Annotated in this window: 9 protein-coding genes; 7 read left to right on the top strand and 2 right to left on the bottom strand. The window is 64.0% G+C overall.

Annotated elements, in window-relative coordinates:
• Positions 1-135 precede the first annotated feature (135 nt).
• The 5 genes from F3087_RS41710 (at position 136) to F3087_RS41685 (ending at position 5,726) form a co-directional block, all read left to right on the top strand.
• Positions 136-363 (top strand): helix-turn-helix transcriptional regulator, encoded by a 228-nt coding sequence (locus F3087_RS41710; protein ID WP_191094414.1) that lies wholly within the window; start codon positions 136-138, stop codon positions 361-363.
• 54 nt (positions 364-417) lie between these two features.
• Positions 418-1,716 (top strand): tyrosine-type recombinase/integrase, encoded by a 1,299-nt coding sequence (locus tag F3087_RS41705; protein ID WP_150407714.1) that lies wholly within the window; start codon positions 418-420, stop codon positions 1,714-1,716.
• A gap of 902 nt (positions 1,717-2,618) precedes the next feature.
• Positions 2,619-4,016, top strand: coding sequence for a DUF4041 domain-containing protein (locus F3087_RS41695; RefSeq protein ID WP_150407712.1), 1,398 nt, complete (start codon positions 2,619-2,621; stop codon positions 4,014-4,016).
• 22 nt (positions 4,017-4,038) lie between these two features.
• Positions 4,039-4,404, top strand: a complete 366-nt coding sequence (locus tag F3087_RS41690) for an effector-associated constant component EACC1 (RefSeq protein ID WP_150407711.1) — start codon at positions 4,039-4,041, stop codon at positions 4,402-4,404.
• On the top strand, positions 4,401-5,726 hold the full coding sequence (locus F3087_RS41685; protein ID WP_150407710.1) for a caspase, EACC1-associated type: 1,326 nt from the start codon (positions 4,401-4,403) through the stop codon (positions 5,724-5,726). The genes F3087_RS41690 and F3087_RS41685 overlap by 4 nt, the downstream gene beginning before the upstream one ends.
• A 353-nt stretch (positions 5,727-6,079) precedes the next feature.
• Here F3087_RS41685 and F3087_RS47255 read toward each other — a convergent pair whose 3' ends face one another.
• Both F3087_RS47255 and F3087_RS41680 read right to left on the bottom strand, forming a co-directional pair.
• Positions 6,080-6,208 (bottom strand): hypothetical protein, encoded by a 129-nt coding sequence (locus F3087_RS47255; RefSeq protein WP_263407281.1) that lies wholly within the window; start codon positions 6,206-6,208, stop codon positions 6,080-6,082.
• Between the two features lie 168 nt (positions 6,209-6,376).
• The gene (locus tag F3087_RS41680) at positions 6,377-6,619 is read right to left on the bottom strand and encodes a hypothetical protein (protein WP_150407709.1); all 243 of its coding nucleotides are present in this window, start codon (positions 6,617-6,619) and stop codon (positions 6,377-6,379) included.
• A gap of 261 nt (positions 6,620-6,880) precedes the next feature.
• On the opposite strand from F3087_RS41680, the gene F3087_RS41675 reads away from it, so the two are divergent.
• Both F3087_RS41675 and F3087_RS41670 read left to right on the top strand, forming a co-directional pair.
• Positions 6,881-12,094 (top strand): ATP-binding protein, encoded by a 5,214-nt coding sequence (locus F3087_RS41675; RefSeq protein ID WP_150407708.1) that lies wholly within the window; start codon positions 6,881-6,883, stop codon positions 12,092-12,094.
• The gene (locus F3087_RS41670) at positions 12,091-13,173 is read left to right on the top strand and encodes a hypothetical protein (RefSeq protein WP_150407707.1); all 1,083 of its coding nucleotides are present in this window, start codon (positions 12,091-12,093) and stop codon (positions 13,171-13,173) included. Before F3087_RS41675 ends, F3087_RS41670 begins: the two co-directional genes overlap by 4 nt.
• Positions 13,174-13,183 lie beyond the last annotated feature (10 nt).

Below are 13,183 nucleotides of genomic sequence, written 5' to 3'. Positions count from 1 at the left end.
CGGCACCCCGAGGTCCGCTTCGAAATCGCCGAGCACGGCTGGCATCCGATGACGCTCGACCGCACGCTCTCCCCGAATGTGTTGTTGCCGTTCGGTGTCGGTGCGGTGTCGGGTCCGAGGACAAGGGGGTCCGCCATGCAGCATTCGGACCACGCCCGGTTGGGCTTGTTGAACCAGCGCATGTACACAACCGCAGAAGTCGCCGAGATCCTCGGCGTGGACATCTCGACATTGCGGCGGTGGCGCCGCGGATGTCCGGCCCAGGGGCCGGGATTCGTCCGGATATCCGAACGCGTCGCGAAGTACCCGGAGCGCGATCTCGAAGCCTATTTGGAAGCACGGCACATCACGCCCGCCGCGTGAGGGCTCCCCACGCTGCTCCGCGATCTTCACGGTTCAGGGTGGAGGTAGGCCACCATGGCTGATGCCGTGCAGGTCCCTCTCGGGATCAAGCTGAGCGTCGACATCGAGAAGCTCGAACGCCGCCGCTCCGGCAAACCGTTCCGCGCCCGGCTGCGCTGGACCAATCCACTGACCAAACAACGCGAATCCAAATCCGAGGTGTTCGAAACCGAAGACCTCGCACAGGCGTGGATCGACCGGACGCAGGAGTTCGCTCGCCGCGGCCTGGACCCGAACCGCGCGAACGTCACATTGCTCGACTACGGCGAAGCCAACATGTCCTTGGCCCTGTCCGGGCTGGAGCCGAAGACCACCGACCCGTACCTGTGTGGCTGGCGCAAGCGGGTGAAACCGACCCTCGGCCACCTGCTCGTGCCGACTATCACCAATGGGATCGTCGACCGGGCCGTCGTTCAATGGATCGAGGAGGACGGCTGCAGCAAGTCCACCATCAAGAACACCATCGCCGTCCTGGTCCGCCTCATGGAACAAGCCCGACGCGACGGCCTCATCACCCTCAACCCAGCCCGGGTCCACGGCTGGCAAGCCCTCTACAAACAGATCGAAGACGAACTCCACGACCCACGAGCACTCGCCCTCCCCAACTGGCAAGCCCTCATCGAGCTGTGCGACGCCCTCGTGGCCGCCTCCCACGAGAACTACCGCGGCTGGGGCAACGTCGTCATGTTCGCCGCCTGCACCGCCGCACGCATCGGCGAAATCTCCGGCTGCCGCGTCCGCGACATCGACACCACCACCTGGATCTGGACCGTCCGCCGCCAAACCACCCCAGGCCCCGGCGGCCTCACCGACAAAGGCACCAAAGGCAACCGCGCCCGCTACGTCCCCATCATCGAACAGATCCGACCACTGGTCGCCGAACTCATTGCCCGCCACCCGAACAACCCCGACGCACGACTGTTCACCGGGCCCCGCGGCGGACGAATCACCACCGCCGGACTACGCGACGGCACCCACTGGGACCAGGTCGTCGCAAGGCTGGGCTACGAACACCTCGTGCGCCACACCCTGCGCCACACCGGACTCACCTGGTACGCCGACGCCGGAGTGCCACTACACCGCCTCCAACAGATCGCCGGCCACGCCGACTCACGAGTCACCGAACGCTACATCCGACCCGACCACACAAACCTCACCGAAGACGGACACCTGCTGAGCAAACACCTCTGCAATGGCGATGTCGGCCTGACGGAGCCGACGAATACTGTTCCCGTTGTCCCACAAGACATTCCGGTAGCCGAATCAGCTCTCCCGGCCAATGTCCTACCCTTCCGCCGCCGTTCAGCGAACTAGGCCTTCTCCGCTATCAATCGAAGATCGTGGGCGTAGTGGTCATGTCGGGAGGCTGATCGGTACTTCCACGCCGGCTGCAGTTAATGGCGACCTCGCGCAGCGGAAAACGATTAGGGCCGAAGGGCCTCCCCCGGTGCACGGGGGCACGTGCTCGACACGGTGAGCCGTGGCGGTCTCGACTGACACGCGCACCGGGTCGTGTGGTGCGCCGACCAGCAGTGCGAGGGCCGGTTCCCAGGTATCGAACAACCACATCTGCTGCGGGTGATCGGAGTCGTCGAGGACGACCCACGGGGTGGGGCTGTCCGGGTGCCAGATCCAGGCATCGACGACGCCGTTGTGCACATAGTCGCGGTGGCGGCGATGTCACTCGGGATCGGTCACGGGCGAGCGTTATGCTTCGAGGGCGGCCCGGTGGACGTCGGCGAACACGACCTGCACATCAGATCGCCGCTTGCGGCTCGGCAGCCATACCTCGGTGCGGACGTCGATGACGCTGGGTTGGGTTCCAGACCACTCCGCAAGGACCGTCTTGCTGATCAGGTGCCATACCGATTCCGGATCGTGCGCACCGCCTAGGGGTCCACACCCTGCCGGACGGGCGAAGTGTGGTCGGCGGATACCGCCGATCCGGCCTTCTCCGGAAGAGCAGGAGCAGGTCTCGACAACCAACCCAGCCCAGCAATACCCTCTCTTGCAGTGGCGCGCTGCGCGGCGAGGGGTTCGAAGTCGGCGGCATGAGGCCCTGGAACGATCCATGTCGCTCGCTGGCGCGCCGTGGGTGTCGAACGCCGCAACATGTAGGCCGACGGTGCTGACAACGCCTGCAATGATGGGTTTGGCCGTGCGGTTCGGGTAGGTGATGGCATGCTCGAAAGCGCAACTGCAGCAAGGGGGAGATCATGAGCACCACGCCCGCGAACTGGTATCCCGACCCGCAGCACCCAGGCTTTCTCAGATACTGGAACGGCGTGGATTGGACCGCTGACTCGGTCCCCGCCCCAGCGGCCGGGGTCGCCGCACAGCCCCCATCGAGTGTGTCTCCGGTTGCGAGGGTGCCGAAGTTCGGCGCTCGGGCCTATGCGAAACGCCAATCTCAGGATTTGGCCGACGCTTTGGCTGAGATTCAACGGCTTCGCGATGAGCTGGCCAGCTTCGGTGGCCTCGAGATTGCCCAACTTCAGCGCTACCGCGAGCAACTCGGCGCGCAGGTCGCCGCGGAGCAGGCACGGCTGGACAGTGTGCGCACGCAGGTGGTCGGCACCCAAGAGGAACAGTTGTTGGAGGAGATCGGTATCTACCAATACCGTCATCCGCTAGCGGATGTGGTCGGCTATCGCGCCGCGCTCGATCAGTTGCGGGGTGAGATCAAGTACGCCGCGTTGCGGGACGGCGGCGCGATCGAAGCATCGAAGAGCTGGGCTGTCGAAGGTTCGGCTGCCCAAGGCCGCAAGATGACGGGCGAGTTGTCGAAGCTGATGCTGCGCGCCTACAACGCCGAGGCCGACAACCTCGTCCGGAGTCTTAGACCGTCCAAGCTGGACAGCGCGCTGGAGCGCCTCGACCGGTTGGCCGCTACGATCGCACGACTCGGCTCGACCGTGCAGTTACGCGTCACGCCGTGGTATCACCAGCTCCGGCGCCGTGAGCTGGAATTGACCTCCGACTGTCTGGAGAAGCTCGCTCGCCAGAAGGAGGCCGAACGCGACGAACGCGACCGCCTCCGCGAGGAGCGCAAGGCGCAGCAGGAGATCGAACGCGAGCAACAGAAACTCAAGAAACAGCATCAGCAGTTCGCGTCCGCCCTCGCCGCGCTCGAAGCCGCTGGCACCACCGACTCCACCAAGGGACGTGATCTGCAGGACAAACTCGCGGACGTGGAACAGAAAAGGACCGCACTCGCGAACCGGGCGGGCGATCTGCGTATCGGCCACGTCTACGTCGTGTCCAATCTCGGCGCGTTCGGTAAGGACATGGTCCAGATCGGCATGACCCGCCGCCTCGACCCCGACGACCGCATCAGCGATCTGAACAACTCGTCCGTGCCGTTCAAATACGATGTGCACACCATGCATTTCGACCGCGATGCCGCCGGCATCGAAGCAGAGCTACATCGCCGCCTGGCCGACAGGCGTGTCAACCGCGTCAACTCCCGTCGCGAATTCTTCCGCGCCACCCCTGCCGAAGTGCGCGAACACATGCAGGAACTCGTAGGAGATCTGCTGGTGTTCACCGATTTCCCCGAGGCCGAGGACTACCGCCGCAGCCTCGCGGAAGCGCGGCAGGCGAACAAGCAGTAAGCCACGAGACAGGATGCAGCGCATGCCAGACCACCAGGGCCAGTTGATAATTCGCACCGACGGAAGCGCCGACGAGCTGTCCGCGTTACTCGAGTGGTTTAACGACGACGACGAGCTGCGCGGACGGATCAGCATGCCCACGACGCCGATTCAATCCGGCCAGATGGGCGGCCTGGCCGAGGTCCTCGTCGTCGCCCTCGGCGCACAAGGCATCGCGTCCACGTTGTTCCAATCGCTGAGCACATGGTTCACCCACCGGCGCTCCGACATCGCGGTCACTCTCACCCTCGACCACACCGAACTCACCCTCGACGCCAAACGCGTCAAAACCCCTGAAATCACCCAAGCCCTCCAAGCACTTCTCGACCAGGCGAACAAACCCCGGTGACCCTCGCCCCGAAGCGCAGCGGCTGGCGTGCCGTCCTGATTGGGGTGAGCCGATACACCCATCCAGGTCTCACCGATATCCCCGCCGCCGCCAACAACATCCACGACCTCCATCGACTGCTTACCGCACCCACCGGTGCCGCACTCTCCAGCGAGCACTGCACCACCCTGGTCGATCCCGAAACCCCTGCCCAGGTCGGGTCACTCCTCGCCGATGCCGCCACCGAAGCCGACGACGTGCTGCTGGTGTACTACGCCGGACACGGCCAGCCAGACCGGCGCCGCACACAATTGCACCTGACCTTGACCAGCACCGACCCCGACCACCTCGCATGGAGTTCGATACCATTCGCCACGGTCCGCAACGAACTTGCCGACGCTCGCGCCCGTGCCCGCGTCCTAATCCTGGACTGTTGCTTCTCCGGACGCGCCTTCGAAGCCATGAGCAGCCCCGCGGCCGTCGTCGACGGCCAACTCGACATCAACGGCACCTACATCATCGCATCCTCTCCCCGCAACGAAACTTCGCTCGCACCCGAGGGGCACCGCCACACCGCGTTCACCGGCGCCCTGCTCACCGCCGCCACCAGCAGCACCGGGCTCACCCTCGACCAGCTCTACGCCAACGTCGACCACATCCTGCACCGCAACGGTCATCCCCGCCCCGTGCGACGCAGCGTCAACATCACCGGCAACCTGCGCCTGTTCACCCCACCCAGCCACCAGCCCACTTCTCACAACGCCGTGACGCCGCTGGTCATCGACCCCCTCGCTATCCCGGACAGCGCCACCGAGCAGATCTTCGCCGACGGTCAGCGAGCCGCCCAACACGACGACCTCATCGAAGCCGAAAAAGCCTGGCGCACTGCCGCACTACAGGGGCACCCCGGCGCGATGAACAACCTCGCCCACCTGCTGTACAGCCAGCAGAAACTCCGTGCAGCGCACTCCCTCTACCTCGAAGCCGCCCACCGCGGCAACACCACCGCCATGAGTAACCTCGCGGTACTACTGCACCGAGTCCACGAAGACGCCGAGGCCGAGTACTGGAGCCAGCGCGCGGCCGAGGCCGACGACACCGACGCAATGCACAACCTCGCCCTCATGCTCGACAAATCCCGCCGCTACGACGAAGCCCTCACCTGGTACCGCCGTGCCGCCGAAACCGGACACCCCGATGCAATGCACAACCTGGCTATCCGCCTGCGCTACCGCGGCCAAATCGCCGAAGCCACCACGTGGTGGCAGCGCGCGGGCCACAAACGCCCGCAACGGACCACCGAGAAGCTCCGCGGTCTGACCCTTCACAAGCAATCACGCTGAGACCGATGAAGTTTCACCACCGCCTGGCCCCGGCGTGAAAATGAGACGCACACTCGGGCTCTGCGTGGCTCGGACGCCGCGGTGTCACGCACTCCGGCCATCAGCAAGGCGATTGCGTCGTCGGCGGCGGGGGTTGGGCCAACGGGTGGTTGACGTGGCGGTGCGCGATCGCGCGCACCACACACGAGGGTGTTGGCCATGATTCCGGCGTCGGCAACGGCGAGCCAGCGCTTCACGACATTCGCCTCGGCGGGCGCTCAGAGTAGCGGAATCGGAGGTCTGACACTCCGCGCGGAAGAGTATCCCACCGCGACGGGCGATCCGTGCAGATCAAGCCGATGCGGCGCGTCTGGTCAGTCGTCCGCGGCGAGCCATCGCAGAACCGTGCCGAATTGGCCCACCGCCACAACACTCTCCATGCTGCCGCCCGCCACGGTGCGAGCGGCTCGGGTGATGGTGCTGCGGACAGTGGAGTACCGCACGTCGATCCTCGTGCCTCGGAGTTCCAGCCTCACGTGACCGGCGTCGCCGTCGTGGACGCGCCAGACCCGGTACTCGGCTTGGGCCCGTTCCCTATTGAATCGGCATGTTGATACAGGTTGGTGAGCGAAGACGAGCGGGCAGGTGATGTGTGTACTGGGTCGTACAGATCAATGTGCGGCGGCGCTCGCGCGCTTCCATGGGCGAGCGGCCAGGACCCAGGCGGTGGCGTACCCGCACTTCTGAGCGTGCCAGTGCCCGCCGGGCCCGGCGGGCGGGGAGGTCAGAAACTTCGCCGATCCGAAGTCATCGTCGAGGCTCATGACCGCCGTGCGGTAACCGCCGGCGGCGGCCTGGGCGGTGAATCCGTGCAGCGCGGCGAGGATCGCGGCCGGGAAATTGGTAAAGGACATGCTGTCCTTCCTTTCACTATTCGATTTTGCATTTCAGTTGTGGTGCACCCCGAGTAGGACCGGCGCCTGGTGTCTCGATGTGGTGTGCGGGGACAGTCAGCACGAGTATCGAGTCGACCCGTCGGTCTCGGCGTAGCGCACAAGTGGCCACTGTGCTGAATGTATTGACATCCCTTGAAATGAAGGCGAACACGTCGGACCTCCATGCGATCATCGGCCTTGGGTCTCGAACTGACAGAACCGGACGAGTTGAGGATGTGAATGAATCTGAGAGTCACCCATCAGGGGTATGCGTACCAAGATCTCATCACCGGCATCGCTCTTGTCGACCTGATGCTCGGCACGTCCGTCGCTGTCACGGTGGATACCAAAGGATTTGACGGTGACCGGTTCGACGACTTGAATGTTGTTTACCGGGCAGGTCGACGTGTCCGTATCCAGATCAAGCACACAGCCCAAGATCGCGAACTCAGCAAAGATACGTTCTCTGCCGACCGCCGAAGCTTGAAACTCGACAAGCTCTTCGACTCATTACTGCACGACCTCGCGCAGGAACCTGGAACTACGTACCGCGTCGTCGTCCGCGATAACAGCCCCGACAGGGATCTCGCCGAAGTTCTGAAAGCTGTTGACCCCGTTGATGATCCGGGGGACCCGTTGCCCGGCGTCATTACACACAGGTTCAGGTTCGCCCCTGAGTCGCTCCGCAGCAGCAATCCGTGGAAAAAGCTAATCGCGCACCTGACAGATGACCAGGTTCAGGCAGCATGTGACCATCTGACGGTCGACACAGGCGCTCCGGCATCGACGTTGGATTTCTCTGCTCCCGGCCCTGCAGAGCGTGTGCTTCTTCACCGTGTTACCGAAGAACTCGGAGCTGGCCGCGCACCCAACGCTGATATCACACCCGAACGCGCGGCACTCGCCCTCGCGTACGCTGCCACAGGTGCGCGGGCCCTCGACGGGAACGTGGAGCGGAAAAGGCTCTTCCCTCAAGTTGGGCTCATCACCGATTTCGGTGCGGTCACAGAAGGGCACCCTGTCGAAGCGGCGGTCGCCGTACCGCGTATTGATGCTGCAATCGAACTGCGTAGACACGTTGATGCTGTCGCACCGGCGGGCGGGCGGGTTGTGGTCATCGGCGAACCCGGTGTCGGGAAATCGTGGCTCTGTGAACAACTCGCGGATACCTGCCGGGACGCCGACTGGATCGTTGCCCGGCACCATTGCTGGCTAGGTGGGAGCGATGTCGACCACGACGAGCGCGTTCTGACCGATGTTGTGATCGGCAGCCTCCTGCGTCAGCTCGAACGAGTCGTGCCCGAGGTGACAGTCGAGCTTCGACCGAGATTCGCCGCTACACCGGAGGCACTCACGGCAGCGATCCAGACGTGCCGCTCCACGCATCCTCATCGGAACGTGCTCCTCATCGTGGACGGTCTCGACCACGTCGACCGAGTAGTGGGTCGGCGCACCAATCGACAAACGGGTCCCTCTCGCCTGCTTGTCGACCAGCTTGCGGCCATCGACCTGCCCAGCGGCGTTGGCATGCTCATCGCCAGCCAACCCGGCGAGCACCTGGAAAATGCCGCCCCTGCGACGGATGGTCCGATACAGCTGCCCCGGATGTCGCGGGACGAAGTCCGCGCACTCGCGCGGAAGCACGGACTCCTCGATGTACCCATCGGAGGCGATCCGCTCGAGGTCGGCGACGAGCGGCGAATTGTCGATCTCGTTTATGACCGCTCAGGCGGCAATGCCCTGTTTGCCACCTACCTGTGCAGGTATGCGACGCGCGTCTCGCCGCTCGACACTGACGGCTCAGTACCGGTCACGGCTGGCGAGATCGTTCACCGATTGACCCTCGTCCCCGACACAGCCACGGATATCGACTCCTATTACGCATATCTGCTCGACGCGATGACCAATGACCAGCGGTTCGCGATCGGGACGCTGGCAATGTGCGGATTCGCCCTGAGCGCGGACGAACTCGGTGAAATGTTCCCTCAGACAAGACCACTTCTGATGTCGGCACTCCAGACGCTGGCACCGGTTCTGACGTCACATCCCGGCCTCGGTGGTTTGCGCATCCATCACGAGAGCTTCAGCCGACACGTCCTTCGCGACAACGACGAGCAATGGGTCACGTCGATCCGCGAGAGCATCGCTAAGTGGCTGTCCGCTCGCGGATTTTTTACCGACGCCAGAGCGTTCAGGCATCTTCCCGAACTGCTCGCCCAACTCGACCGATATAACGAACTCAAAGAACTGATCCGGCCAGGGTTCGTGGCTGAGGCCGTTCGCGCGCTCCAGCCGCCCGAGGCGCTCGTGCAGGTCGTCAGTGTCGTTGTCCGCGAAAGCCGAGCCCGGCTCGACTGGCCGACCCTCATCGCATGTGTGGAGTCCCGCAAGTCGATCGACACCTACGAAACCGAGTCGTTGTCGGACTCGATCGTGGAATACGCGGACGTCGTAGTCTCGGTTCTCGGCGCTGACACCGTCGCCGAACGTCTTGTCTACGAAGGGCGCCCGACCTTCCCGTCGCAGTGGGGGCTGCGCCTTTGCCGGGCGATCGACCAAGCCGGTGTCGCCGCGCCGTGGAAGGCTTACATCGAAGCCCATGACCGGGAAGTAGAACGAGGCGGCGGCGATAACGGTTCGAACCGCGACGGCGCTCTGCAGCTCGCCCTGCAGCTCGGGGCGCTGCGTCTGCGCACTCAACGTGACGACATCGGCAATGACCTCGCCGATCGAGTGGCCGAGCACCTTGAATTGGACCATGATGCGTCGCTAAACGATCTCACCGTCGTGTTCACTGCCGGTCTCCCACCGGCAGTCATGCCCGCCGTTGCCGCGGCGATGACGAACCGGGACAAGGCAGCACAAGTATACCTGACGCTCGCCGACCTCGCAGCCATTGGGACCCCCGGACTGCCGGATCCGGCCGCTCTCGCTCAAGAAGCATGCACTCGCGCTCCAGCGCTCGACATCAGCAGATACCTCCGCCACGGTATCCCCGCTTATGAAATCCTCGCCAACCTCGGGACCACTGATCTTGAAGCAGAACTCCAGAAGATCACCCGGGCGGTCGTGGCCGCCCCTGCCGCCGATCACAGTGCCGTCCGGCAATGGCTCGGCTATCTCGCACTCGCGCACGCGATCAACCGCAGCATCCCGCTGGCACTCAACCCCACGCTCAGCGGCCCCGGTTTCTACCGCGCGTGGATGCGGTACACCGTCGCCACCATCGGTATCGCCGACGACGTCGCCGCGGGCACCACCTCACCGGAAGCTGCGTCCACCGCAGTGGATGTGGCACTCACAGATCTGGCGGCAGAAGCGAAGCCGTTCACCGGTAAGCCCCGAGCCTGCGATCTGTACTTCGTACACCCGCTGGTCCACGAAACTATCGAGAAATCCCTTGTCGTCGTGCAACATTGCGACTTGGATGCCGTTCTGGACCGCCTCATCGCTATTGGCGACGGCACTACCACCTCCTCCAATCTGGGACTGCCCGAGAACGGTCCCCTCACAACCAACGACCTCCTCGAAATCCTCTCCCGAGTCTCCGGCCGCATCGGAGTAGACGCCATCCATGCTCTGATGACTGTGATCCGCGAACGCCGCAAGGACACCACCACCCCGTATCGAGTGACCGCTGGCTTCGAACTCGCGGCGGCCCGCATCTGCTGCGCCGCCGGAGTCACAGACGAAGCAGGCAACTGCTGGAAGCGTGCATGCCTGTTGCTTGCCAGCTACGGCGGACATAAAGATCCGACCATCTCTGAAATCATTGACAGCATCGAAGACATTGCCGAGGTCGACATCGACACCGCTCGTGCGGATCTCGCAAAACTCATCGATCTCACGTATCTGGTTTGGCAACACACCGACGGACGCGACACCTCACACTTCGTGAACTCGTGGTGGGAAAAAGCCGCGAGCATCGACCCGACCGCCGCAGCGATCGACGGCGCTGACATCCTTATGGGGCATCTCGGATTCGAAGACAGCCGCGTACATTCCGCACACACGCACCTCCTGGAGAACCGGGTCGAGACCGCCGACCCTGTGGTTCTTGCTGCGCTTCGACTGACTGTCGGGACGGGCTGGCGCCGACCGGACACTGATCTGCGGCTGCTGAGACGCCTTCACTGTGAGACCGGAGTCGGTCCGCGGATCGACTCGATGCTCGCCATCTTCGCGAACAACATCGCGGCATCCTACGACGACCAAGCGATGATGTACTCCAGCGACCAGCCAAAAACGATCGTCACACCCGAGCTGGTTGACGCGATCGTCCGGCTCGGCGGCTCTCAGTTCGGTATCCGGACGCCGCGGGCCGAGCAGGACGTCCGAAACAGTCTGCCCTGGGGTTCCGGCCACAGGCCTGACTCGATCGAGACGCAACGGCACCTGGTCAACAGTCAACGTCCCATCATCCCCGCAGGCCGCGCCGGTGCGGTGCTCGCGGCGCGTGACTACAAGCACAAGCAGTACCGCGACGACCCCACAGCACCGCGGTGGGATATCGATGCATTGGCGAATGCCATCGGCTGGCGCATCCTCGAAGTGACCGTCGACAGCGGAGCCGAAGCCGGAATCGACCTCATCGATGACGTCGCCCGCGAAATATCCCGCCACTCCGACAACGAAATCTTCGCCACCCTCGGTGAGGGCCTCGCCCTCCGCTGTGACGGCACATCCGACGCATTGACCACGGTCGCCAGCTACTGCCTGACGCTCGCCTACATCCGCATCCGCGGCGGAGGAGGCTGGCGGACGTTCGCCGGCAGGGAACGAACGCGACTGTGGACCGCCGCCCACGACCTCGAGCCGGCGATCGCAGAACGAACTCTGGCCGCTGCGGTGGCTGCGACAGTCGACGCCGACGCGCAACGCGCCTACGGCATCACCCAGGCAATAGTCGCGGCATTCGCCGCAAGGCCGACCGACACCCAGGAAGGAACCGCAGCCGCGTGCTGGAACGCTGCATTTTCCATAATTAAACACCGACTTCCGGGAACAGCGAGCAGATCCGACCACACCTACCGGCCGACAGCCAACCCCGACACACAAGAAAATCTGGACCACGCGATGGCCACACTCGCACTCGCGACGATCTCACAACCGATGCGGGCCGACCTGCGGCGGACACTGCTCGCGACCGCTCTGCTACTCACCTGCCGTCCAACCATCGGACAAGCGGCACTCGCTCACGTACTCGCCCTGGCTCTCGACGCAGGCCGAACAACATGGCTTCTGGACGTCCTTCGAACCTGTCCTCAAAACGAACTCAGCGATGAACTGGCGACCGAATTGACCCGGCTCGTCTCCACCGACTGGCTCTCGGTACATGCGCTCGCAGCCCGGATCCTCGATATGTACGGCCGCGCGTATCCGGCCCGGCAGGTAACCGAAGCCGCACCGCAGATCGGTACCGCATTCCATCAACTGCCCAGGGAGCATCAGTGACATTTGAGACACCCCAACAGCGCGTGGAAGGCCTAGTCGACATGTTCATCGGGGAACGCCTCGATAACGCAGGCAACCCCGCAGGGCTGCGCGAAGCAGTCATCGACCGGATCACTCGCCGCGTGGACTATTTAGAGAAACGCGGCCCTGCGCAGATCGACAGCCTGCGGTCGCCATCCAGTAGACGCATACCCGACGCGTATCTCGTAGACGAAGAAACCATCGAGAACGACCTCCAAGAAGCGGCCGCAGGCCTTCCGCGCGCCCAAACACACCTCTCATCGAATGCGCAATGGCCACTGCGGTGCGAAGCCTCCCGCGTTCCACGCCCCCCGACACGACCCAGCGTGCTCAGCTGGTCACTGACACCCATCCCGTGGCTCGACGACGACACCGAATGGCCACCAGCCGGTGCAACCATGCTCGACGATGTCCGGCAACTCACCGGAACCGACGGGCAACCACCACTCGTCGTTGAGGCACCATACCCGGGGTGGGTCCAACTCGGGATGATCGAACACCAGAGAACGCTCGCCTTGTCCCATCCTCGCACCCCCGCTCGGCGCATATTGATCATCACCGGACTCGAAATATGCGATGGGCCACCACCATCCGGCAGTACACCGCTGTCCAGCAGCCCACCAAACTCCTGGGCAGCGGCCCGCAATCAACTCGCGCCACACATCGACACCGCCTACGCCCGAACAATTCTCAGCAACACCCAAGGACCTCTCGCCGCCCTCACCGACTACGAAGGTCAACCAGGAGCTCCCGACCGCGAACGCGGCATAGGATTACATTGGCCCACACTCGTTCCCCGAATCGAAGTCATCGCCCTTCTCGGCCTCCGGCCCGAAACACCAGCACTCCGGCACCTTCTCATCGACGACAACGGCCCAGCGCTCGTCGGCCGGCACTGGCGCGGCTTCCTCATCCACGACGGCAGCTACCACCCCCTCGAACCCGCTGTCGAGGGCGCCGATCTGCTCCTCCGTCCCGACCTGTACACCGCCCTCGAACACACCGTCGGCAAAGACCGACTCGCCCTCGGCGTCACCATCACCCACTCCGAGAGCTAGACATTCCAAT

The organism is Nocardia colli, assembly GCF_008704205.1.
Classification (GTDB): domain Bacteria; phylum Actinomycetota; class Actinomycetes; order Mycobacteriales; family Mycobacteriaceae; genus Nocardia; species Nocardia colli.
This window is presented reverse-complemented; position numbering and strand designations above follow the sequence as displayed.

Bases quoted from the DNA above. Each gene is read 5' to 3' on its own strand.
- F3087_RS41710 (WP_191094414.1), top strand. From the start codon at position 136: ATGCAGCATTCGGACCACGCCCGGTTGGGCTTGTTGAACCAGCGCATG.
- F3087_RS41705 (WP_150407714.1), top strand. From the start codon at position 418: ATGGCTGATGCCGTGCAGGTCCCTCTCGGGATCAAGCTGAGCGTCGAC.
- F3087_RS41695 (WP_150407712.1), top strand. From the start codon at position 2,619: ATGAGCACCACGCCCGCGAACTGGTATCCCGACCCGCAGCACCCAGGC.
- F3087_RS41690 (WP_150407711.1), top strand. From the start codon at position 4,039: ATGCCAGACCACCAGGGCCAGTTGATAATTCGCACCGACGGAAGCGCC.
- F3087_RS41680 (WP_150407709.1), bottom strand. From the start codon at position 6,619: ATGTCCTTTACCAATTTCCCGGCCGCGATCCTCGCCGCGCTGCACGGA.
- F3087_RS41675 (WP_150407708.1), top strand. From the start codon at position 6,881: ATGAATCTGAGAGTCACCCATCAGGGGTATGCGTACCAAGATCTCATC.